Origin of the sequence: Phyllobacterium calauticae (assembly GCF_019991125.1) — a bacterium.
Taxonomy (GTDB): Bacteria; Pseudomonadota; Alphaproteobacteria; order Rhizobiales; family Rhizobiaceae; genus Phyllobacterium; species Phyllobacterium calauticae.
This window is the reverse complement of sequence record NZ_JAGENB010000006.1, coordinates 62,070-85,141: the sequence shown is the minus strand read 5'-3', so window position 1 is coordinate 85,141 and position 23,072 is coordinate 62,070. Positions and strand designations below refer to the sequence as shown.

The window sequence follows — 23,072 nt, the reverse complement described above, 5'->3', positions numbered from 1 at the left end:
CACAATATCATGACAGCTTTCATCCGAATCGCCGAGCGCCATGACCTTGCCACCATCATCGACTGGGCAGCCGCCGAGGGCTGGAACCCCGGTTTGGACGATGCGGACGCATTCTGGGCCGCGGACCCCAAGGGCTATCACGTGCTTGAGGTGAATGGTGAGCTGACGGCAGCGGTCTCGCTGGTCCGCTATGCGCGAGACTACGGCTTTCTCGGCTTCTACATGGTGCGTGCGCAATCGCGCGGTCTGGGTTTCGGCTGGTCGCTCTGGCAGGGCGTGCTGAGCGGATTTTCCGGACAGACCGTCGGTCTTGATGGTGTCGTTGCCCAGCAGGAAAACTATCGGAAGTCGGGATTTGTCTATGCCCATGCGAATTACCGCTATGGCGGCGCGCCCGGCTGCAGGGCACCCTCCAGCGGCAATATCGTCGCCATCGATGCGCAATGGATCGGTGCTGTCGCCGCCTATGACCGTCAATTCAATCCCGAACCACGGGAATCGTTTATCCGTGCCTGGCTCGGCCCGTCCGGCTCCCGCCACGGCCTGGCCTGCATTGTCGACGGAAAAATCGCGGGGTATGGCGTCGTGCGCGCATGCCGCGAGGGCTGCAAAATCGGTCCCTTGTTTGCCGAAACCGAAGAGACCGCCGACCGGCTGTTTCAATCCCTCGCAGCAACAGCCGGGGATGCGCAGGTCTTTCTGGATATTCCCGGGACCAATGGGGCCGCGCGGCGCCTTTGCGACCGGTACGGTCTGGCGCCGGTGTTCGAAACCGCACGCATGTATCGCGGAGCGGCGCCCGAATTGCCGCTCGACCGGATTTTTGGCATCACAACCTTCGAATTGGGCTAGGCACTCACCGGCGCGGGGCGACGGGCGGACCGCTCGATTGGCGCAGGATGAGTTCGACCGGCCATATCTCGTGGATGTTCTCGACCGGTTCGCCGTCGAGGACACGCACCAGCAATTCGGCGATACGCGACCCGGCGGAGCGGATCGACGACCGGGTGGTGGTCATGGCCGGGACCATGTTGCTGGCATTGAGGTAGGGGAACACGTCGTCATGGGCGATCACCGAAACTTCCTTGCCCAGTTCATAGCCCTTTGAACGGATGGCGCGGAAAATGCCGAGCGCCGTCATCATCGAGCCGGCGAGAATGGCGGTCGGATGCGGCGTATAGGACAAGAGCCGCTGTGCCTCATGGAAACCGGTTTCGTCGGAAAAACGCTCATGCACGATGAAGCGCGGATCAACGGCAATGCCGCGCTCCAGCAATGCTTCGCGATAACCCATTTCGCGGTGTTCGGAAAACGTGTGGCCCTTCAGCCCGTCAATCATCGCGATATGCCGGTGGCCGAGATCGATCAGGTGCGATGCCGCCTGCCGGAAGGCGCCGGCATTGTCGATGTCGAGCCAGGCATGCGGGGCGGCGATATTGGTTCGTCCGTGCAGCACAAAGGGAAATTTCGCTTCCGTCAGCATGGCGACCCGCTCGTCCATCAGGGTGGGGCCGGTGACGATGATGCCGTCCACGCGCTTGCTGGAAATCAGCCGCCGGTAGGCCGCAAGCTCGTCATTGTTGATGCTCGGGCTCATCAGCAGGTCCATTTCGTGCTGCGACAGCTGCTCGGCCAGACCGGAGAAAAACTCGCTCGTGTGCGGACCGAAACGTTCGCTGCGGTCGCGCGGCATCAGGATGCCGATGGCGCCGATGCGGCCGATGGCAAGGCGCCGGGCATTGGCATTGGCGCTGTAGCCGAATTTGAGCGCGGCCTGGCTGACGCGTTCGCGCGTCGCCTTGTTGACTTCAGGATAGCCGTTCAGGGCGCGACTGACGGTCGTTTGCGAGAGGCCCAGTTGTTCAGCCAGTTCCTTGAGTTTCATGGCAAGCAATCCAGTACGGTCTTTTCAGGCAATGCAGATATGACTCCAAATAATAAACATAACCAGAGGCTAAATTCAAAGCGCTTTGGTAAATTGCTCGCGATAATGTGATCCGTGGTCGGTACGGTGCTGTTTCAACAGGGCGACAGCCCGGAATTCACGTTCTCAGCAATGCCGTATAGTGTGCTGTAATATATATATAATAATCCATTTATCCATGCGGTTGACCTTGATGTCTGGTTTGTGCCGCCAATTTGCGGCTTGACAGGTGAAAGAGCCTTTGTCATTTTTCATTCAAAGCGCTTTGAATTTTGATGTTTCAAATGATTTCCAAAGCGCTTCAGGAGGAGTTTTTGAAGAGGGGCCAAGCATCGCTGCGATGTGCGGCAGCCGATTCTGTCAGATTTTTGGGAGGAAATCATGAAAGCCAAATCATTCATTGCGACCCTTTTGACCACGACCTTGCTGGCTTCAGGGGCTTTTGCCGCCAATCTGGCGATCGTATCCGGCGACACCGGCAATGGACGCGAGTTCCTGCGCAAGCAGCTTGACCAGTTCGAGAAGGAAACCGGCAACAAGGTGTCCATCGTTGCCATGCCAGCCAACAGTTCCGACAATTTCGGCCAGTACCGCCTGTGGCTCGCCGCCGGCAATACCGATATCGACGTCTACCGCACCGATGTGATCTGGGCGCCGCAGCTGGCCGACCAGTTCCTCGACCTGAAGGAAGCCGCCAAGGACGTCATCGACCAGCACATACCGTCGATCATCGAAAGCCAGACCGTCGGCGGCAAGCTGGTCGCCTTGCCGATGTTCACCGATGCCCCGGCGCTCTACTACCGCAAGGACCTGCTGGAAAAGTACAAGAAGCCGGTGCCAAAAACCTGGGACGAGATGGCGGCAACCGCCAAGGAAATCCAGGATGGCGAGCGGGCGGCCGGCAACAAGAGCATTTATGGCTTTGTCTTCCAGGCCAATGCCTATGAGGGCCTGACCTGCAACGCGCTCGAATGGGTAAAATCCTCGGGCGGCGGGCAGATCGTCGAGGCGGACGGCACGATTTCGATCAACAATCCGGAAGCGGCAGCGGCCATCGACCGCGCCAAGGGCTGGGTCGATACCATCTCGCCCAAGGGCGTGCTCGCCTACACGGAGGAAGAAGCACGCGGTGTCTGGCAGACCGGCAATTCCGTTTTCATGCGCAACTGGCCCTATGCCTATGCGCTGGCCGGGGCCGATGGCAGCGCCATCAAGGGCAAGTTCGACGTGGCGCCCCTGCCGAGCGGCAAGGATGGCCAAAACTCCGCTGCAACGCTTGGCGGCTGGAACCTGGCGGTTTCAAAATATTCGAAGGCGCCCGAAGAGGCGATCAAGCTGGCGCTGTTCCTCGGCTCGCCCGCACAGCAGAAGGCGCGGGCGATTTCCCAGGCCAGCATGCCGACCATCAAGGCGCTCTACGACGACAAGGATATCGCCGCCGCGCAGCCGCTCATTCCAAACTGGAAGCCGGTGTTTGAAAATTCCGTTCCGCGCCCCTCGGCGCCGACGAAGGTGAAATACAATGAAGTGTCCAACATGTTCTGGAGCGCGGTCCACGATACATTATCGGGCAATGGCACCGCTGCCGAAAACCTTGAGCTTCTGGAAGCAAAGCTGACCGAACTCAAGGGAAACAGCTGGTAGACCCCTGCCAGCAAAAGGGCACGGTGCGGATGGCGTTCACAACCTCCCGAACCCCGTTCGCACCGTTTGCCTGACGCTTTCGCTTCATCCGGAACCACACGGGCAGGAATACGAGCATGACGCCTTCCACCGCACGTTCAGAGCTTTTGCGGCAGCGCGCCCGCTCGGCGCAGCTGTTTCTCATTCCGATGATTGTCGCCCTGGCCATTGTTGCCGGCTGGCCCTTGCTTCGGACAATCTATTTCTCGTTCACCGATGCTTCGCTGACCAATATGAGCGCGGCCAAATGGGTGGGATTCAAGAACTATCTGTCGTGGATCCAGCTGAAAAGCGGCCGCACGATCTTCTCAGGACTTCTGGTTGATCCGACCTGGTGGAACGCCGTGTGGAACACCGTGCGCTTCAGCATCATCTCCGTGGCGCTGGAAGCCTTTTTCGGCATGATCGTCGCGCTTGTTCTGAATGCCGAGTTCAAGGGCAGGGGCATTGTCCGCGCTGCCATCCTCATTCCATGGGCGATCCCGACCATCGTGTCGGCCCGCCTGTGGGGCTGGATGCTGAACGACCAGTTCGGCATTCTCAACGATCTGTTCATGCGCCTTGGTTTCATCAGCCATCCCATTGCCTGGACGGCGAGTGCCGATACGGCCATGACGGCGGTGCTGATCGTCGATGTCTGGAAGACCACGCCTTTCATGGCGCTGCTCATTCTGGCAGGACTGCAGATGGTACCGAAGGACATTTATGAAGCCGCGCATATCGACGGCGTGCATCCGATCCGCCAGTTTTTCCGCATTACCCTGCCGCTGATCAAGCCGGCGCTGATGGTCGCCATCATTTTCCGCCTGCTCGATGCCATGCGCATTTTCGACCTGATCTATGTTCTGACGCCCAACAGCTCGCAGACCAAGACCATGTCGGTACTGGCGCGGGAAAATCTCATCGAATTCGACAAGTTCGCCTATGGCTCGGCACAGTCGACGCTGCTGTTTCTGGTGATCGCCCTGATGACCGTGCTGGCGATCTGGCTTGGCCGCGTGCGCCTCGATGGAGGAGACCGCTGATGATCTGGAATCTCACCAAGAACACGGCGTTTTATGCGCTCGTCACCCTGATTGTCGTGCTGGCGGTCTTTCCGTTCTATTACGCCATTATCACCAGCTTCAAAACCGGCAGCAACCTGTTCACCGTCGAGTATTTTCCGTCGTCGTTCTCGCTGGAAAACTACGTATCGGTCATCAATGCCGGCAGTTTCACCCGCAATCTGCTGAATTCGCTTGTCGTGTCGACACTGGTGGTGCTGCTGGCCCTGCTGATCGCCGTCACCGCATCCTTTGCACTGGCTCGTGTGCGGTTTCGCGGCCGCTCGCTGCTGCTGCTGACCATCCTGTCCGTCTCGATGTTCCCGCAGATTGCGGTGCTGGCAGGCCTGTTCGAAGTCGTGCGCTTTCTCGGTCTCTACAACACGCTGTGGAGCCTCGTCTTTTCTTACACGATCTTCACATTGCCGTTCACCGTGTGGGTGCTGACCACCTTCATGCGCGATCTGCCTGTCGAAATCGAAGAGGCGGCCATCGTCGACGGGGCCACTCCCTGGGTCATCATCACAAAGGTGTTCCTGCCTCTGATGTGGCCGGCGATGGTAACGACCGGGTTGCTCGCCTTCATCGCCGCATGGAATGAGTTCCTGTTTGCCCTCACATTCACGTCTTCGACTGAGGTGCGCACGGTGCCGGTCACCATCGCGCTTTTGTCCGGAGCCAGTGCGCATGAAATCCCGTGGGGCACGATCATGGCCGCATCCGTCATCGTGACGGTGCCGCTCGTTGTTCTCGTCCTGATTTTCCAACGCAAGATCATTTCCGGCCTCACCGCCGGCGGCGTCAAGGGGTAACTCAAATGACAGCTATTCATCTCAACAATGTCCGCAAGTCCTTCGGTACGTTCGACGTCATCAAGGGGGTCGATCTGGAAATCAGTCCCAGCGAATTCATGGTGTTCGTCGGCCCTTCCGGCTGCGGAAAATCCACCTTGCTGCGGTTGATCGCCGGGCTTGAGGATATCACCGCCGGAACGCTGGCCTTCGACGACAAGGTGGTCAACAGCCTGACGCCGTCACAGCGCGGCATTGCCATGGTGTTCCAGTCCTATGCACTCTATCCGCACATGACGGTGTTCGACAATATGGCGTTCGGCCTGAAACTCGCCAAGGGCGGCACAGACGAAATCAAGCGGCGGGTGAACGAGGCGGCGGACATGCTGCAGATCACCGCCTATCTCGACCGGTTGCCAAAACAGCTTTCCGGCGGCCAGCGCCAGCGCGTGGCCATCGGCCGGGCCATCGTGCGCGATCCGAAAGTCTTCCTGTTCGATGAACCGCTGTCCAATCTCGATGCGGCCCTGCGGGTGCAGACGCGGCTTGAAATCGCCAAACTGCATGCAAAAATGCACGAGACCACGATGATCTACGTCACCCACGATCAGGTGGAGGCGATGACGCTTGCAGACCGTATCTGCGTGCTGCGTGACGGTATCGTTGAGCAGGTCGGCACGCCGCTGGAGCTTTATGAGAAGCCGCAATCGGTCTTTGTCGCCGGTTTCATCGGGTCACCGAAGATGAATTTCCTCACCGAGAAACACGCGGATACCTACCGCGCCCACACACTGGGCGTGCGGCCGGAGCATCTCGAAATCAAGGACAAGGGCGGCGCATGGAACGGCAAGCTGATCCTGTCCGAAAACCTCGGTTCCGAGACCTATCTCTACATCGATATTGGCGCGAAGGACCCGCTTGTCGTCAGACAGGACGGGACTGCAAGCCAGCAGCCCGGCGAACTGCTCCACATTTCGCCGATCAACGACAATGTCCACCGCTTCGATCAATCGGGCAGGCCGGCAGCGTCAAACTAAAGACCGAACACAAGCATCCTCCCAACCGCATATCCAATGAATAGGAAGACAAAGATGACCATCCGCACGCTCGTCTGGGGCGAAAATGTTCATGAACAGGTGAACAAGACCGTCGCCGAAATCTACCCCGAAGGCATGCACAACCAGATCGCCAAGCTTCTGAAGTCGGACGGCAATATCGCGGTGAAGACCGCCACCCTGCAGGAACCCGAACATGGCCTGACCGACAAGGTACTGGATGAAACCGATGTGCTGATCTGGTGGGGTCACCGCGCCCATGGCGATGTCGCCGACGACGTGGTCGAGCGCGTCGCCAAGCGCGTCTGGGAAGGCATGGGCATCATCGTCCTGCACTCCGGCCATTTCTCCAAGATTTTCAAGCGCCTGATGGGCTCGCCCTGTGCGCTGCACTGGCGTGAAGCCGGTGAGCGCGAACGGCTCTGGGTGGTCAATCCCGGCCATCCCATTGCCAAAGGCCTGCCGCGCTATTTCGAGCTGGAAAACGAAGAGATGTATGGCGAGCCATTCTCCGTGCCGGAACCGCTCGAGACGATCTTCGTCTCGTGGTTCCAGGGCGGCGAGGTGTTCCGTTCCGGCCTGACCTACCGCAAGGGTGCGGGCAACGTGTTCTATTTCCGCCCCGGCCACGAAACCTATCCAACCTATCACGATGAGACGGTCGGGCTGGTGCTGCGCAATGCGGTGAACTGGGCCTACAATCCCAACCGCTATCCGGAACTCAATACGGCGCCGAACACGCCGGTCGAACAGGCCATCGAGCCCATCACCGCCCGCGGCGGCAGCCTGCACGAAGCCGGCGAGGAAGGTTTCCGCTAAACGCCGATCCGATCGGGGACGGCCCGCGCGCGGCCGTTTCCAATATCCGCAGTATCAATGCCGGCACCGCGTTGCAGCGTGCGGCACATTCATGTGAAGGACTGGACCAATGCGTCTTTTGATCTTGGGTACCGGCAGTATGGCCAATTCCCATGCCAAGAATTTCGCTGAAATCGAAGGGGTAACACTGGCGGGCGCGGTGGATGTCGATCCTGGCCGGGCGGAAGCATTCCGCGCGGAATATGGCATCGAGCGGGCATTCACCTCGCTGGAGGAGGCATTGGCCTGGGGCGATTTCGATGCGGTGGCCAATGTCACGCCCGACAGCATCCACCACGCCACCACCTTGCAGTGCATCGCGGCGGGCAAGCACGTGTTCTGCGAAAAGCCGCTTGCGGCCAATTATGAAGATGCCGCCGAAATGGCCGACAAGATCGAGGCGGCGGGTCTCGTCGGCATGGTGAACCTGACCTATCGCAATGTCGCGCAGCTGCAGGCGGCCCGCAAGCTGGTCACCAGCGGCCAGATCGGCAAGGTCAGGCACGTGGAAGCATCGTATCTGCAAAGCTGGCTTGTCTCGAAAATGTGGGGCGACTGGCAGACGGAAAGCCGCTGGCTCTGGCGTCTGTCAAAGAAGCACGGCTCCAACGGCACGCTTGGCGACGTCGGCGTGCATATTCTCGATTTCGTCGTCTATGGCACCGATACGGAAATCGACGAGGTGTTCTGCCGCCTCAAGGCATTCGACAAGGCGGAAGGCAATCGCATCGGCGAATATGAACTCGACGCCAATGACAGTTTCACCATGACGGTGAGCTTCACCAATGGCGCGCTGGGTGTCGTCCATTCAAGCCGCTGGGCCACGGGCCATGTCAATGAGCTGCGCCTGCGCGTCTACGGCGACAAGGGTGCATTCGAAGTCGTGCACCGTCATGACGGCTCCAAGCTGCTGGTCTGCCTCGGCGATGACGTGGAAACGGCGGTGTGGAAAGAGGTCGAGGTCGAGCCTGTCGCGACGAACTATCAGCGGTTTGTCGAGGCGGTCAAACAGGGCAAAACACTCGAACCATCTTTCCGGCACGCGTCTAGGTTGCAAAAAGCAATAGACCTTGCCAATATAACGGAAAGTGACCGCAGAGAGCACCGGTTAACTGCCTGATTTGAGTATAAGAATTGCCTTGGGTTGCTCTCAGGCGATACCGCTCTGGAGTTGTGGACTGACCCATGACTCCAGAGGCCCGGTTTTTAAATCAGCGTAACATCAGGATTGTACAGGGCGAACCGGCGGCAAGGGCTGGCGCATGCGGTTCGCGGATGATCAGGCCATTGGCGTCGGCGAGGAATTTCAACATGGATGAATCCTGCAGCGGAAACGGCGTCGCGGTCAGCGTGCCATCCGGTCCGGTGACGACGCGCGCCCGGACATAATCCTGCCTCTGGTCATTGGTGGGCATATCAGTGCCGAGAACCGCAGCGCGCAGATCGGGCGTGTGCGATAGTCCCATGAAGGTGCGGATAAGCGGCGTCAGGAATATATGCGCACAGATCAGGCTCGATACGGGATTGCCGGGCAGGCCGAGAATGCGCATGCCCTGGAGATGGCCGAACATCAGTGGTTTGCCGGGGCGCAGGGCGATTTTCCAGAAATCGAGTTCCATGCCGCGCGCGGCAAGGGCTGGCTGGACCAGATCATGGTCGCCAACCGAGGCGCCGCCCAGTGTCACCAGGATATCGGCCTGCGCTGCAACGGCGCGGTCCAGCGCATCGCTCAACGCTTCGAGCCGGTCTTCGGCAATGCCCAGATCGATGGCGATGCCGCCCGCATTGCGGACGATTTCAGCCAGACCATAACTGTTGGAAGCAATGATCTGGTCGGGCCGGTAGCTTTCGCCGGGGCTGACCAGTTCATCGCCGGTTGCCAATATCGCGACGCGCGGACGCCGCACGACGGACAGATGCGGATGATCGGCGGATGCGGCGAGGGCAAGGGCCGCCGGATCAAGCTGCCGGCCAGCGGCAAGCAGGACATCGCCGCTGTTGAAATCGAGGCCGGCCGCGCGGATGTTGCGGCCAAGGACGATCGTTTCGACAATCTCCACCTCATCGCCATGCGGCAAAGTGTTTTCCTGAATGACCACGCTGTCGGCACCCGCCGGCACCGGTGCGCCAGTGAAGATGCGCACGGCTTCGCCCGGATCGACCGAGCCTTGAAAGGCATGCCCGGCAGCGGACTGACCCACCAGCTTCAGGCGGACAGGCACGCTGGCGACATCGGCGGCGCGCACGGCATAGCCATCCATCGCCGAGGCGGCAAAGGGCGGTTGCTGGCGCCGGGCATGCAGGTCGGCAGCGAGCACGCGTCCGCCCGCATCGCCGAGCGCAACGGTTTCCGGTTCCAGCAGATCCACATTGGCCAGGATGCGCCGCAGCGCTTCGTCAACCGGAAGGAGGTCTGCCATCGTTCAATTCCCGTCTGAAGTTTCCGCGGACCAATCGCCGGATTTTCCGCCCGATTTCTGCAACAGGCGAATATCCTGAATGATCATACCCTTGTCGGCGGCTTTTGCCATGTCGTAGATCGTCAGGCACGCAATGGAAACCGCGGTGAGCGCTTCCATTTCGACACCGGTTTTACCCGTCAGCTTGACGGTGGCACGCACCCGCAGACCCGGCAGGGCCTTGTCGGCGTCGATATCGACACTGATCCTGCTCAGAAGCAGCGGATGGCAGAGCGGAATGAGGTCATGGGTTTTCTTGGCGGCCATGATCCCGGCGATGCGGGCCGTGCCGATGACATCGCCCTTCTTGGCATTGCCCGAAAGGATCAGCTCGAGCGTTTCCGCCAGCATCCGCACGGACCCTTCCGCCACGGCAACCCGTTCAGTCTCGGTCTTGCTGCCGACATCGACCATATGGGCCGCGCCGGTGCTGTCGAGATGGGTCAGCTTCGGCGCGGTTGTCATGCGGCGCTTGTCTGCTGGTCCGCTGTGCCATGCAGAAGCGCGTGGGTCGCCGCCGCCACATCGCTCTGGCGCATCAGGCTTTCGCCGACGAGGAAGCTGCCGATGCCGGATTTGGCGAGGCGCTGGCAGTCCGCATGGGTGAAAACGCCGCTTTCGCTGACGAGCAGCTTGTCCGCCGGGACCATTCTGGCCAGCCGTTCGGACACGGCGAGATCCACATGAAAGGTGCGCAGATCGCGGTTATTGATGCCAAGAAGCGGCGAGGTGAGTTTTAGCGCCCGCTCCATCTCGGCTTCGTCATGCACTTCGACCAAGACATCCATGTCAAGTGCCATCGCCGTTTCTTCGAGCGCTGCGGCCAGGGCATCGTCGACGCTCGCCATGATGATCAGAATGCAATCGGCGCCCCAGCTGCGGGCTTCAAAGACCTGATAGGTATCGAAGAGAAAATCCTTGCGCAGGGCAGGCAGGCTGACGGCGGCGCGGGCTGCAGTCAGAAATTCGGGCGCACCCTGAAACGACGGTGCATCGGTCAGCACGGAAAGGCAGGCTGCGCCTCCCTGTTCATAGGCCTTGGCCAGCGCGGGTGGATCGAAATCAGGGCGAATCAGGCCTTTGGAGGGGCTCGCCTTCTTGATCTCGGCGATCAGGCCGAATGTATTGGCGGCGCGTTTCCGCTGCAAAGCGTTGAGGAAACCGCGCGGCGCGTCCTGATCCCCGATCCGGGCCTTGAGGTCATCGACGGTCAGGCGTGTCTTGGCGGCAGCAATCTCTTCACGCTTGTAGGCTTCGATCTTGCGAAGAATATCAACCATGGTCAGTCAGCCTTGCTGTTGGATACGTGCACCAGCTTCTTTAGCACATTTCGCGCCGCACCGCTGTCGATGGAATGGGCCGCCATGCTGATGCCGGTTTTCAGGTCGCCGGTGGCGCCAGCGACAACCAGTCCGGCACCCGCATTGAACAGGGTGATATCGCGATAGGCACCATGCGCGCCGTCAAGGACGGAGAGCAGCGAGACCGCGTTTTCTTCCGCCGTGCCGCCCTTGAGATCCTGGGGATCGACAAGGCGCAGGCCAAAGGCTTCGGGTTCGATCTCGAAGGTGCGGATCGCACCGTTTTCAAGGGCAGCGACTTTGGTGACGCCCGCCGTGGTGATTTCGTCGAGACCATCGCCATGCACGACCCAGACGGATTCCGAACCGAGGTTCTTCAATACCTGCGCGATGGGTTCCACCCATTCGGGCGCATAGACGCCGACGAGCTGGCGGGTAACGCCTGCGGGATTGGTCAGTGGGCCCAGCAGATTGAAGATGGTGCGGGTGCCAAGTTCGACCCGGGCGGGGCCGACATGCTTCATCGCCGGATGGTGCGACGGCGCGAACATGAAGCCGATACCGGCTTCCTCGATGCAGGTGGAGATCAGATCGGGACCGATTTCGATGTTGATGCCGAGCGCTGCCAGCGTATCGGCCGCGCCGGAGCGCGAGGAGAGGGCGCGATTGCCGTGCTTGGCAACCGGCACGCCGGCGCCAGCCGCCACAAAGGCGGCGCAGGTTGAAACGTTGTAGGAACCCGACTGGTCCCCGCCGGTGCCGACGATATCGATGGCGCCGGGCACGGCCTTCACGGGAAGCATTTTCGAGCGCATGGCCGAGACCGCTCCGGCAATCTCGTCAACCTGCTCGCCGCGCACCCGCAGGGCCATGAGCAGGGCGCCGATCTGCGCCGGGGTTGCCTGTCCCGACATCATGATGTCGAAGGCTTCCACGGCTTCCTCGCGGGAAAGCGCTTTTCCCGCTGCCGCAATGCCGATGAAACGTTTCAGTTCAGCCATTCCTGGGTCTCACTGCAATCACTGGCGGGCAAGCGCCTGATTAATAACGGTCTTGTTGATGGTGACGGGATAGACGGTCTGCAACTGCATGACCAGCTGGTCCAGCAGATCGTCGGACAGGCGCGACGTGAAGGTATCCTTCTCCGCCTTGGTCAGCGAGTCCGGTCCCACATTCAACGGTTCGATCGATTCCGTCACCTTGAAGATCAGCTTCGACTGGTCCGCCGCCGATTCCGTAACACCGACCAGACCGTTGGGCCCGTCGAACACCGAGGCAACGCCGCCGACACCGAGGTCGGTATCCTTTGACTGGCGCGTGATGCCGCGTTTGGTTTCCTTGGTGAACTTGAATTCAGCCGCGATGTCGTCCAGCGATGTGCCGGATGCAACGCGCTTGCGCACTTCCTCGGCCTTTTCATTGAGGCGCTTTTCAAGTTCGGCCGTCCGCCAGTTGTCCGTGACCCGCGCCTTCACTTCATCGAGGGTGCGGTCGCGTGCCGGTGTGATGCCGGTGACATCGTACCAGAGGAAACTGTTCGGACCGATATTGAGCGGCTCATTGTCAAAACCCTGATCGGCAAGGAAGGCGGCAGCCAGAAGATTTTCACCGAACGGAATACCAGGAATCTCCTTGTCGTCCGGTCCGCGACCCGACTGGTCGACGGCATCAATGGTGACCACTTTGAGGTTCTGTTTGGCGGCGGCATCGGCCATGGTCGCGCCGTCGGCCCGGGCATTCTCATAGGCGTCGTGCACGGACATGACAGATGATGCGGCGAGGGAAAGCGCGATCGTCTCGCGAATATCCTTCTCCACCTCGGAAAGCGGTTTGATGACCTGCGGTGCGGCGGCAGTCACCCGCACGATGACCGGGCCAAACGCGCCGGTGATCACATCGCTGACATTTCCGGCCTGAAGCTTGAAGATCGCATCGGCAATGGTCTGGTCGGGCAGGGCGTTGCGCTGGAACGTGCCAAGACGCACGTCATTCATTGTCTTGCCTTCGGCCTTCACTTCATCGTCGAACGAGGTGCCTGCAGCCAGACGGTCATGGGCAGCCTTGGCTGCATCGGCATTGGCAAAGGTCAGCTGTTCGATGGTGCGGGTTTCCGGCGAGGTATAGCGGGCAATGTTCTTGTCATATTCCGCCTTGATCTCCTCGGGCGAAACCGACGCCTGGTCGGCAATGTCCTTGGGTTCAAGCTTGACGTAGGTGATCTTGCGATACTGCGGCGCTGCGTAGGCTTCCTTGTTCGCGTCGAAATAGGTCTTCAGGTCCGCATCGCTGGGGGCAGGGATGTCGGTGATGAAGGATTTCGGCATCGAGACGTAGTCGATGGTGCGGGATTCGCCTTTATAGGTCGCGACCGCCTTCAGCAGCGTATCGGGCACCGTGATGCCGTCGGCGACGGCTTCGACGATCTGCTGGCGGCGGGCGATCTTGCTGCGGCTGTCGAGATAGCCTTGCGGGGTCATGCCGGCATTGCGCAGCACCAGATCAAACTGGCCGGGATTGAAACGGCCGTCGGGCCCCTGAAACGCCGGATCTTCGGCGGCCAGCTGTGCCAGGCGATCCTTGGACAGGCCAAGCGACATTTTCCGCGCTTCCTCGTCGAGCACGACACCGGCGACAAGCTGCGCCTGCACCTGGTTGCTGACGCCAATGGCATCGGCCTGTTCACGGGTGAAACGCTGGCCAAAACGCTGCTGCAGGGCGGCAAGCTGGCGGTCATAGGCCAGACGATATTCGACCGGTGAGACTTTCGAGCTTCCGGCGCTGATCGCCGAACCATTGCCGACGGCGCTGAGAATGGTATTGGAAACGCCCCAGCCAACAAAACTGACGCCAAGAAGAGCAAGAAGCAGCTTGGCTACCCAGGTCTGGGCCACGTCGCGCAAGGAATCGAGCATAGAAAGTCACCGTAACAGTATGAGGCTCAAATTGAATTGCTTAGGGGAATAGCGTCATGAAGGGCTTGTGTCGATTGCTTTATCAAGTGAATTTGCTAGTCAGACAATCAAATGACCGAGAAATCATCAAATCTATCGTCTTGAGGAACGCCGAATGACCCCTGATGTCCGTCCACTCGTCGCTGGTAACTGGAAAATGAACGGGACGGGAGAGTCTCTGGATGAACTGCGCATTATCGTCAACCGGCCGAATTCGGCCATTGGCGAGAAGATTGACGCATTGATCTGTGTGCCGGCCACGCTGGTTTTCCGGGCAGCCCAGTCCGTCGAAGGCGAGGCGCTTGCCATTGGCGGCGAGGATTGCCATGCGAAAAAGTCCGGCGCGCACACGGGCGATGTCTCCGCCGACATGTTGAAGGATGCCGGCGCATCGCATGTCATTGTCGGACATTCCGAGCGGCGCACGGATCACGGCGAGACCGATGCAATGGTCAATGCCAAGGCCGTCGCCGCATGGGACGCCGGACTGGTCGCGATCATCTGCATCGGCGAGACCGAAGCACAGCGCAAGGCCGGAGCGACGCTCGATATCATTGCAACGCAGCTCGCCGGTTCCATCCCCGATGGAGCCACCGCTGCCAATACGGTTATCGCCTACGAGCCGGTATGGGCGATCGGGACCGGATTGACGCCGACCGCCGAGGATGTCCGTGAGGTTCACGCGTCGATCCGTGCGGCGCTGACCGCGCGTTTTGGTGCGGAAGGTGCGCGGCAGCGCATTCTCTATGGCGGCTCGGTAAAGCCCTCCAATGCGGTCGAGCTCCTGGGCATCGCGAACGTCGATGGCGCACTTGTTGGCGGCGCGAGCTTGAAAGCCGTGGACTTCCTGGCCATCTGTGAGGCGTACCATTCGCTCTGACGAGCATCAAAAGCGCCGAATTGCCGAGAAAACTGTCCGCTGACGGGCTTGGTTTATTAAGAGATACGGTGTAAAGAGCCGCGTCCGACACCTAGAAAGCAGAAAATACCCCATGCAAACCGTCGTCATCGTCATTCATCTTCTGATTGTACTTGCCCTCGTTGGAGTTGTGCTCATGCAGCGCTCTGAAGGCGGCGGTCTTGGGATCGGTGGCGGCTCGGGTTTCATGAGCGCACGCGGCGCTGCCAACGTGCTTACGCGGGCAACGGCGATTCTTGCGACGGGCTTTTTCATCACGTCCCTGGCGCTGGGCATCATGTCGCGCTACGCCGAAAGCCCGACGGATATTCTCAACCGTATCCCGGCAACGACGGGTGGACAGCCCGCAACCGGCGGACAGCCGGCATCGGGCGGCATTCTCAATCAGCTTCCGGGTGCTGCGACCACGACGCCGCCGGCGTCTGACGCTTCGGCACCGGCCGCACCAGCGGCTCCGGCACCGGCCGAATCAACAGCGCCTGCGCCTGCTGCTCCGGCCGCGCCGGCACAGCCTGCAAATCCTGTTCCCAATTCGCAGTAACCGCCGCTGAAACTGATTCTTTGCGGATGCGCAGCAAATGTGTTGCGCTTCCGCAACCCTTGGCGGTGAAGAATCAGTCTGGGCAGTTCTTCACGGTGATTTGCATTGAGTGGAAAACAGTCTTCAGATATCGCCATAGTCAGGTTTGGCCTTGGGGGCCTGGCAAGTGCCGCTGATGGCGCGTGCATATTATCCGGGAACTAACACTATGATTTCACGTCGCTCTCTGCTCATCGGAATTTCTGTTCTGGCCATGTCCGGATCGGCATTCGCTCAGTCCACCGTCAATACGGCCGCAACGCCTGCCGATGCGGCAAAGGTTGACACGACGCCAACCGCTTCCACGGCAAAACCAGCCAAGGTTTCGCAGGCCCGCAAGCCCGCCCGTGCAACGGCGGCAGCGGCCAAGCGCAACTATTCGCTCGATCCGAAGTATCTGCCGCAGGACGTTTCCTTCACCGGTTACAAGACCGGCACCATCGTCATCGATCCGAAGCAGAAGTTCCTTTATCTGGTTGAGTCCTCCACCACCGCACGCCGCTATGGCATTGCCGTCGGCAAGGAAGGTCTCGAATTCAAGGGTACCGCCGAAATCCGCACCAAGCGCGAATGGCCCCGTTGGATCCCGACCAAGGAAATGATCGAGCGCGAACCAAATCATTACGCCAAGTATGAGAACGGCATGGACGGTGGTCCAGGCAATCCGCTCGGCGCGCGCGCTCTCTACCTTTCGCAGGGCAACAAGGATACCTATATCCGTATTCACGGTACCGTGCAGCCCTGGACCATCGGCAGCTCCGCTTCGAACGGTTGTTTCCGCATGGTCAATGATCACGTGATCGATCTTTACAACCGCGTCACTGTTGGCACGGAAGTGGTTGTACTGTAAGAACTATTCGTCGCTGAATTGAAACGGCCAGACCTAACGTCTGGCCGTTTTGCTTGTTTGAAAAAGATATTGGCACGGGAAAAACGGCTTTCATGCCGATTTTTTTGTGGCCAAATCACTCACAAAGGACTAACGAGATAAGCCCATGGCCCGATATGTTTTCATCACTGGCGGCGTGGTTTCTTCCCTCGGAAAAGGCATCGCCGCAGCTGCTTTGGCAGCCCTCCTTCAGGCTCGTGGATACCGTGTACGGATTCGCAAGCTTGATCCTTATCTCAACGTCGACCCCGGCACGATGTCGCCGTATCAGCACGGCGAGGTCTTTGTGACCGACGATGGCGCTGAAACTGACCTCGATCTTGGTCATTACGAGCGCTTTACGGGGCGTCCTGCCAACAAGCAGGACAATATCACCACCGGACGCATCTACCGCAACATCATCGAGAAGGAACGCAGGGGTGACTACCTCGGCGCGACCGTTCAGGTGATTCCGCACGTCACCGATGAGATCAAGAATTTCATCGTCGACGGCAATGAGGATTACGATTTCGTGCTGTGCGAAATCGGTGGTACGGTCGGCGATATCGAAGCGATGCCGTTCCTCGAGGCGATCCGCCAGCTCGGCAACGACCTGCCGCGCGGCAGCGCTGTCTATATCCACCTGACCCTGATGCCCTATATCCCCGCAGCGGGTGAACTGAAGACCAAGCCGACCCAGCACTCCGTCAAGGAACTGCGCTCGATCGGTATCGCACCGGATATTCTGCTGATTCGTGCGGATCGCGAGATTCCGGAATCGGAACGCCGCAAGCTGTCGCTGTTCTGCAATGTCCGCTCGTCCGCGGTCATCCAGGCGCTCGACGTCGATACGATCTATGACGTTCCGATGGCCTATCACAGGGAAGGCCTCGATTCGGAAGTTCTGGCGGCATTCGGGATCGATCCTGCACCAAAGCCCCGCATGGAGCGTTGGGACGAGGTCAGCAAGCGTATCCACAATCCGGAAGGCGAGGTCACGATTGCCGTCGTCGGCAAGTACACCGGCCTGAAAGATGCCTACAAGTCGCTGATCGAAGCCCTGCACCATGGTGGCATGGCCAACAAGGTAAAGGTCAATCTCGACTGGATCGAATCGGAAATCTTCGAACAGGAAGACCCGACGCCCTATCTGCAGAAGGTACACGGCATTTTGGTGCCGGGCGGCTTCGGCGAGCGCGGCTCGGAAGGCAAGATTCTGGCGGCAAAATTTGCCCGTGAGAAGAAGGTCCCGTATTTCGGTATCTGCTTCGGCATGCAGATGGCGGTCATCGAGGCGGCCCGTTCGCTGGCAGGCGTCGAGAAGGCATCGTCCAGCGAATTCGGCCCGACGAATGAACCGGTCGTCGGTCTCATGACCGAGTGGCTCAAGGGCAACATGCTGGAGAAGCGCACGCAGGCTGGCGATCTCGGCGGCACCATGCGTCTGGGCGCCTACGAAGCCATGCTCAAATCCGGCACGCGGATTGCCGACATCTACGGCTCGACCGATATATTCGAGCGGCATCGCCACCGTTACGAGGTGAACATCGATTACAAGGACCGTCTGGAAGATTGCGGTCTGGTGTTTTCGGGCATGTCGCCGGATGGTGTTCTGCCGGAAACCATCGAATATGCCGATCATCCATGGTTCATCGGCGTCCAGTACCATCCGGAACTGAAGTCGCGACCATTCGAACCGCATCCGCTGTTCGCTTCGTTCATCCGGGCGGCCATGGACCAGAGCCGGCTCGTTTGAAACAATATGGGGTGTGGCTTGAATTGCAGTCCGCATTGAGGCACACCCTTCTCCCATGACCATAGCAACTCCGCGCACGCCCCGACCTGTTGATCATCTGGTTCTGCCGACGGTGGACCTCGATACGGCGCGCCAGCGTCTGGAAGCGCTCGGCTTTACCGTTGCGCCCGCCGGTATCCATCCGTTCGGCACCGAGAACGCCTGCATCTTCTTCAGTGACGACACGTTTCTGGAACCATTGGCCATCGCCCAGCGCGAGACCTGTGAAACCGAGGCGCGCAACGGCAATGTCTTCGTCGCCCGCGATCAGGCCTACCGTTTCCGCCAGGGCCAGGACGGTTTTTCCGCCCTGGTCATGGGAACGCAGGATGCCGGCGCCGATCACGATGCTTTTGTAAAATCCGGTATATCGGCCGGCCGGATGCTGGAATTTTCGCGCGGCTTCAAAACACCGGATGGTGCGGAAGGCGTGGCGGGGTTCCGTCTTGCCTTTGCCGCGGACCTGCGGGCTCCCGATGCCTTCTTCTTTACCTGCCAGCGTGTCAATCCACCGAAAGTGGATCGCACGGCCCTGCAGACTCACAGGAATGGTGCGGTAGGCTTGCGTGAGATCGTGCTGTCGGAAGTCAATCCGACGGATTTCCAGTATCCCTTGCAGGAACTGGTCAACCAGCGCGACGTCAATGCCCATTCCTTCGGCATGGATATCCGTGCTGCCAATGCCAATATCACCGTGCTGACGCCTGCCGGCCTTCGATCCTTTCTCGGTCTGGATGCGCCGGAAAACGAGCGGGGTTTGCGCTTGCAGGCCTTTGTTGTCGGAGTTCGCGATCTGGCTGCGGTTGAAACGCTGCTCGCCAACAACAATATCTCCACCGAAAAGCGCGGCTCCCGCCTGATTGTGCATAGGGCACCGGGACAGGGCGCTGCCATTGTATTTGAGGCTGCCTGATGTCCCTGAATTCCACTGTCTCCGCCGGCCCGGTTGCCTTTTCCAATACCGCGCAGTTTTCGCTGATTGCCGGGCCTTGCCAGATGGAAAGCCGCCAGCATGCCTTCGACATGGCGGGCGCGCTGAAGGAGCTGACGGGCAAGCTCGGCATCGGACTGGTCTACAAGTCGAGCTTCGACAAGGCCAACCGGACGTCGCTGACCGGCAAGCGCGGCTTCGGCCTTGAAAATTCGCTGCCGGTTTTCGCCGATATCCGCAAGGAGTTCGGACTGCCGACGCTGACCGACGTTCACACGGAAGAGCAGTGCGCGGTTCTGGGCGAAGTCGTCGATGTGCTGCAGATCCCGGCGTTTCTCTGCCGCCAGACGGATCTGCTGATCGCTGCTGCCAGGACCGGCAAGGTGGTCAACATCAAGAAGGGCCAGTTCCTTGCACCCTGGGATATGAAGAACGTCATTGCCAAGGTCACGGAAAGCGGCAACCCGAATGTGATGGTGACCGAGCGCGGCGCATCCTTCGGCTACAACACGCTGGTATCGGACATGCGTTCGCTGCCGATCATGGCGGGCTTCGGCGCGCCGGTGATTTTCGATGCGACTCATTCGGTGCAGCAGCCGGGCGGGCAGGGCGGTTCCACCGGCGGGCAGCGCGAGTTTGTCGAGACGCTGGCGCGTGCCGCCGTTGCCGTCGGCGTGGCCGGCGTGTTCATCGAAACGCACCAGGACCCGGACAATGCGCCATCGGACGGCCCGAACATGGTGCCGCTCGACCAGATGCCGCGTCTACTGGAAAAGCTGCTGGAGTTCGACCGGATCGCCAAGTCGGCATGATCTGATTTTCAGGAAAAGGCCGTCTCTGACGGCCTTTTTTCTGTTTTGAGCAACAATTCGTCTTCATGGGGATTTTCCTTGTCATCTTCATTCGCTATTCCAGTGGCGAATGCTGCCCAATGCAAATTGAAGGAAAAGCCTTATGACTGCTATTGTCGATATTATTGGCCGTGAAATTCTGGATAGTCGCGGGAACCCGACTGTTGAGGTCGATGTCATTCTCGAAGACGGCTCACTGGGCCGCGCGGCGGTCCCATCCGGCGCATCGACGGGTGCACATGAGGCCGTGGAACTGCGCGATGGTGGCACACGCTATCTCGGCAAGGGCGTTCTGAAGGCTGTCGATGCCGTCAATGGCGAGCTGTTCGATGCAATCGGCGGTCTCGACGCGGAAAACCAGATCCACATCGACAAGACCATGATCGATCTCGATGGCACGCCGAACAAGAGCCGTCTTGGCGCCAACGCCATTCTCGGCGTATCGCTCGCCGTTGCCAAGGCCGCCGCTGAATCCTCCGGCCTGCCGCTCTACCGCTATCTCGGCGGACCGAACGCCCATGTCTTGCCGGTGCCGATGATGAACATCATCAACGGCGGTGCGCATGCCGACAATCCCATCGATTTTCAGGAATTCATGATTCTCCCGGTTGGCGCATCGTCACTGGCCGAAGCCGTGCGTTACGGTGCGGAAGTGTTCCACACGCTGAAGAAGCGCCTGAAGGATGCCGGCCACAACACCAATGTGGGCGACGAGGGCGGTTTTGCGCCGAACCTGAAGACGGCACCGGCTGCACTGGACTTCATCATGGAGTCCATCGAGAAAGCCGGTTTCAAGCCGGGCGAAGAAATCGCCATCGGTCTCGATTGCGCTGCAACCGAATTCTTCAAGGACGGCAATTACGTCTATGAAGGCGAGAAGAAGAGCCGCGATCCGAAGACCCAGGCAAAGTATCTGGCCAAGCTGGCGGCTGACTACCCGATCATCAGCATCGAAGACGGCATGTCCGAAGATGACTGGGAAGGCTGGAAATACCTGACTGACCTCATCGGCGACAAGTGCCAGCTCGTCGGCGACGATCTGTTCGTCACCAATTCGGCTCGTCTGCGCGATGGCATCAAGATGGGCGTGGCCAATTCCATTCTCGTCAAGGTGAACCAGATCGGCACGTTGTCGGAAACCTTCGACGCGGTCGATACGGCGCATCGCGCAGGCTATACGGCCGTCATGTCGCACCGCTCCGGTGAAACCGAAGACTCGACGATTGCCGATCTCGCCGTCGCCACCAATTGCGGACAGATCAAGACCGGCTCACTTTCCCGCTCCGACCGGATCGCCAAGTACAACCAGCTGATCCGTATCGAGCAGGAACTCGGACCGCAGGCCCGTTATGCCGGCCGCGGCATTTTCCGCAGCCTCTGATACGCATCACATTCGAGCGATTGAGATGGCGGGCCCTGTGCCTGCCATTTTGTTTTGGTGGGGCTGCCCCAGAGCAGCCGGAACGGCAAATTTAATCGGCTGTTAAGCAAAACATTGTTTTATGGCCGTGTGACTAATCGGGCCATCGTGACCTGATTCCGCATCCCTTCGGGTCATTTGCCATGTGGACAAAACAGAGACGGAAAACCAATCGCGGACGGCTTGTCGTGCCGATCCTTGCCTCGATGTTTTTCGCCTATTTCGGTTTCCATGCCTATCACGGCGAATACGGTCTCTACTCCACCATCAAGCTGCAGGATCAGACCCGGCTGCTGCGCGCCCAGTACGACGCGGTCAAGGCATCGCGCACGGAGCTTGAACGGGAAGTACAACTTATGCATGATGGAACAATCGAGCGGGACATGTTAGATGAACAGGCCCGCAAGGCGTTGAATGTATCGCGGCCGGACGAAGTCACAATTATGCGTGGCTCGGGTGATTTAACTATTAACTGAATTCAGGTTAATTCACTTTTTATCGTGCATTTTGAACGTCTTATTTGCATAGCTCTTATTCAATTCTGCATATTGTAAGTTCTGCTCCTGCTGCTATTGTCGTCCGACAAAATAACAGGGAGTGAGATATGGCTACGAGGGCGAAAAAAAGCCCTGCGCGTTCTGCGCAGACCTCTGCTGTCAAAGCACCAAAACCAATCGAGTACACAAAGGAGCAGGAGCTCTACGCCTACCGCGAAATGCTGCTGATCCGGCGTTTCGAAGAAAAGGCCGGCCAGCTCTACGGTATGGGTTTCATTGGCGGTTTCTGCCATCTCTATATCGGTCAGGAAGCTGTTGTGACCGGCATGCAGGCGACACTGGTTGAAGGCGATCAGGTCATCACCGGTTATCGCGACCACGGCCACATGCTGGCCTGCGGCATGAGCGCCCGGGGCGTCATGGCCGAGCTGACCGGACGCCGCGGCGGCCTTTCCAAGGGCAAGGGCGGCTCCATGCACATGTTCTCGAAAGAGAAGCACTTTTACGGCGGTCACGGCATCGTCGGTGCGCAGGTCTCCCTCGGTACGGGCCTCGCCTTTGCCAATCGCTATCGCGACAACGGCAATGTCTCCCTTGCTTATTTCGGTGACGGCGCGGCCAACCAGGGCCAGGTCTACGAAAGCTTCAACATGGCGGCGCTCTGGAAGCTGCCGGTCATCTACATCATCGAAAACAATCGTTACGCCATGGGTACGGCGGTTTCCCGCGCTTCGGCCGAAACCGATTTCTCCCGTCGCGGCATTTCCTTCAATATCCCCGGTATTCAGGTCGACGGCATGGATGTCCGCGCCGTTCAGGCTGCTGGCGAAGAAGCCACCGCATGGGCGCGCTCCGGCAAGGGCCCGATGATCCTGGAAATGCAGACATACCGGTATCGCGGCCACTCCATGTCGGATCCGGCCAAGTACCGTTCCAAGGACGAAGTGCAGAAGATGCGCTCCGAACACGATCCCATCGAGCAGGTGAAGAGCCGGTTGATCGACAAGGGCTGGTCCACCGAGGACGACCTGAAGAAGATCGACAAGGACGTTCGCGACATCGTTGCCGACGCAGCGGATTTCGCCCAGTCCGATCCGGAGCCGGATGCATCCGAGCTCTATACCGACATTCTGCTCTAAGGGAGGC

At 59.5% G+C, this 23,072-nt stretch carries 22 protein-coding genes; 16 read left to right on the top strand and 6 right to left on the bottom strand.

Going from position 1 to position 23,072, the window contains the following annotated elements; genetic code table 11:
* Positions 1 to 9: 9 nt before the first annotated feature.
* Positions 10 to 852, top strand: a complete 843-nt coding sequence (locus J1W56_RS19810) for a GNAT family N-acetyltransferase (protein ID WP_223615021.1) — start codon at positions 10 to 12, stop codon at positions 850 to 852.
* A gap of 4 nt (positions 853 to 856) precedes the next feature.
* Here the strand turns inward: J1W56_RS19810 and J1W56_RS19805 are convergent, their stop codons facing one another.
* Complete coding sequence (locus J1W56_RS19805) at positions 857 to 1,885, bottom strand: substrate-binding domain-containing protein (protein ID WP_223615020.1); 1,029 nt, start codon at positions 1,883 to 1,885, stop codon at positions 857 to 859.
* Positions 1,886 to 2,305: 420 nt separating this feature from the next.
* Here J1W56_RS19805 and J1W56_RS19800 point away from each other — a divergent pair, with 420 nt between their 5' ends.
* The 6 genes from J1W56_RS19800 (at position 2,306) to J1W56_RS19775 (ending at position 8,474) form a co-directional block, all read left to right on the top strand.
* Positions 2,306 to 3,568, top strand: coding sequence for an ABC transporter substrate-binding protein (locus tag J1W56_RS19800; RefSeq protein ID WP_223615019.1), 1,263 nt, complete (start codon positions 2,306 to 2,308; stop codon positions 3,566 to 3,568).
* A gap of 116 nt (positions 3,569 to 3,684) precedes the next feature.
* Positions 3,685 to 4,632 carry a carbohydrate ABC transporter permease gene (locus tag J1W56_RS19795; protein ID WP_223615018.1) on the top strand — a complete coding sequence of 316 codons (948 nt, stop codon included), beginning with the start codon at positions 3,685 to 3,687 and terminating at the stop codon, positions 4,630 to 4,632.
* Positions 4,632 to 5,462 (top strand): carbohydrate ABC transporter permease, encoded by an 831-nt coding sequence (locus tag J1W56_RS19790; RefSeq protein ID WP_223615017.1) that lies wholly within the window; start codon positions 4,632 to 4,634, stop codon positions 5,460 to 5,462. The genes J1W56_RS19795 and J1W56_RS19790 overlap by 1 nt, the downstream gene beginning before the upstream one ends.
* 5 nt (positions 5,463 to 5,467) lie before the next feature.
* Positions 5,468 to 6,478 carry an ABC transporter ATP-binding protein gene (locus tag J1W56_RS19785; RefSeq protein WP_223615016.1) on the top strand — a complete coding sequence of 337 codons (1,011 nt, stop codon included), beginning with the start codon at positions 5,468 to 5,470 and terminating at the stop codon, positions 6,476 to 6,478.
* Positions 6,479 to 6,532: 54 nt separating this feature from the next.
* Positions 6,533 to 7,315 carry a ThuA domain-containing protein gene (locus J1W56_RS19780; protein WP_223615015.1) on the top strand — a complete coding sequence of 261 codons (783 nt, stop codon included), beginning with the start codon at positions 6,533 to 6,535 and terminating at the stop codon, positions 7,313 to 7,315.
* A gap of 109 nt (positions 7,316 to 7,424) precedes the next feature.
* Positions 7,425 to 8,474 carry a Gfo/Idh/MocA family protein gene (locus J1W56_RS19775; protein ID WP_105732872.1) on the top strand — a complete coding sequence of 350 codons (1,050 nt, stop codon included), beginning with the start codon at positions 7,425 to 7,427 and terminating at the stop codon, positions 8,472 to 8,474.
* 91 nt (positions 8,475 to 8,565) lie between these two features.
* Here the strand turns inward: J1W56_RS19775 and J1W56_RS19770 are convergent, their stop codons facing one another.
* Genes J1W56_RS19770 through J1W56_RS19750 form a run of 5 tightly spaced genes read right to left on the bottom strand, consistent with a single transcriptional unit; the run spans position 8,566 to position 14,026 of the window.
* Positions 8,566 to 9,774 carry a molybdopterin molybdotransferase MoeA gene (locus tag J1W56_RS19770; protein ID WP_223615014.1) on the bottom strand — a complete coding sequence of 403 codons (1,209 nt, stop codon included), beginning with the start codon at positions 9,772 to 9,774 and terminating at the stop codon, positions 8,566 to 8,568.
* 3 nt (positions 9,775 to 9,777) lie between these two features.
* Positions 9,778 to 10,278 carry a cyclic pyranopterin monophosphate synthase MoaC gene (moaC, locus tag J1W56_RS19765; protein ID WP_223615013.1) on the bottom strand — a complete coding sequence of 167 codons (501 nt, stop codon included), beginning with the start codon at positions 10,276 to 10,278 and terminating at the stop codon, positions 9,778 to 9,780.
* Positions 10,275 to 11,093, bottom strand: a complete 819-nt coding sequence (gene trpC, locus J1W56_RS19760; protein ID WP_223615012.1) for an indole-3-glycerol phosphate synthase TrpC — start codon at positions 11,091 to 11,093, stop codon at positions 10,275 to 10,277. Before trpC ends, moaC begins: the two co-directional genes overlap by 4 nt.
* Positions 11,094 to 11,095: 2 nt before the next feature.
* Positions 11,096 to 12,115, bottom strand: a complete 1,020-nt coding sequence (gene trpD, locus J1W56_RS19755) for an anthranilate phosphoribosyltransferase (protein ID WP_223615011.1) — start codon at positions 12,113 to 12,115, stop codon at positions 11,096 to 11,098.
* An 18-nt stretch (positions 12,116 to 12,133) separates the two neighbouring features.
* A complete protein-coding gene (locus J1W56_RS19750) occupies positions 12,134 to 14,026 on the bottom strand; it encodes a SurA N-terminal domain-containing protein (protein WP_223615010.1) in 1,893 nt (630 codons plus the stop codon).
* Between the two features lie 154 nt (positions 14,027 to 14,180).
* Between J1W56_RS19750 and tpiA the strand changes: the two genes are divergently transcribed.
* From tpiA to pdhA, 9 genes are all read left to right on the top strand, one after another.
* Complete coding sequence (gene tpiA, locus J1W56_RS19745; protein ID WP_223615009.1) at positions 14,181 to 14,945, top strand: triose-phosphate isomerase; 765 nt, start codon at positions 14,181 to 14,183, stop codon at positions 14,943 to 14,945.
* 112 nt (positions 14,946 to 15,057) lie between these two features.
* Positions 15,058 to 15,525 (top strand): preprotein translocase subunit SecG, encoded by a 468-nt coding sequence (secG, locus tag J1W56_RS19740; RefSeq protein ID WP_223615008.1) that lies wholly within the window; start codon positions 15,058 to 15,060, stop codon positions 15,523 to 15,525.
* Positions 15,526 to 15,733: 208 nt separating this feature from the next.
* Positions 15,734 to 16,414, top strand: a complete 681-nt coding sequence (locus J1W56_RS19735; protein WP_223615007.1) for a L,D-transpeptidase — start codon at positions 15,734 to 15,736, stop codon at positions 16,412 to 16,414.
* Between the two features lie 145 nt (positions 16,415 to 16,559).
* On the top strand, positions 16,560 to 18,188 hold the full coding sequence (locus J1W56_RS19730) for a CTP synthase (protein WP_223615006.1): 1,629 nt from the start codon (positions 16,560 to 16,562) through the stop codon (positions 18,186 to 18,188).
* A gap of 55 nt (positions 18,189 to 18,243) precedes the next feature.
* Positions 18,244 to 19,140, top strand: coding sequence for a VOC family protein (locus J1W56_RS19725; RefSeq protein WP_223615005.1), 897 nt, complete (start codon positions 18,244 to 18,246; stop codon positions 19,138 to 19,140).
* Positions 19,137 to 19,970, top strand: a complete 834-nt coding sequence (gene kdsA, locus J1W56_RS19720) for a 3-deoxy-8-phosphooctulonate synthase (RefSeq protein WP_223615211.1) — start codon at positions 19,137 to 19,139, stop codon at positions 19,968 to 19,970. Before J1W56_RS19725 ends, kdsA begins: the two co-directional genes overlap by 4 nt.
* Positions 19,971 to 20,112: 142 nt before the next feature.
* Positions 20,113 to 21,390: a phosphopyruvate hydratase gene (gene eno / locus J1W56_RS19715; RefSeq protein WP_223615004.1), complete on the top strand. Its 1,278-nt coding sequence runs from the start codon at positions 20,113 to 20,115 to the stop codon at positions 21,388 to 21,390.
* Positions 21,391 to 21,572: 182 nt separating this feature from the next.
* Positions 21,573 to 21,905 (top strand): FtsB family cell division protein, encoded by a 333-nt coding sequence (locus tag J1W56_RS19710; RefSeq protein WP_223615003.1) that lies wholly within the window; start codon positions 21,573 to 21,575, stop codon positions 21,903 to 21,905.
* Positions 21,906 to 22,033: 128 nt separating this feature from the next.
* Positions 22,034 to 23,065, top strand: a complete 1,032-nt coding sequence (gene pdhA / locus J1W56_RS19705) for a pyruvate dehydrogenase (acetyl-transferring) E1 component subunit alpha (protein ID WP_223615002.1) — start codon at positions 22,034 to 22,036, stop codon at positions 23,063 to 23,065.
* Positions 23,066 to 23,072 lie beyond the last annotated feature (7 nt).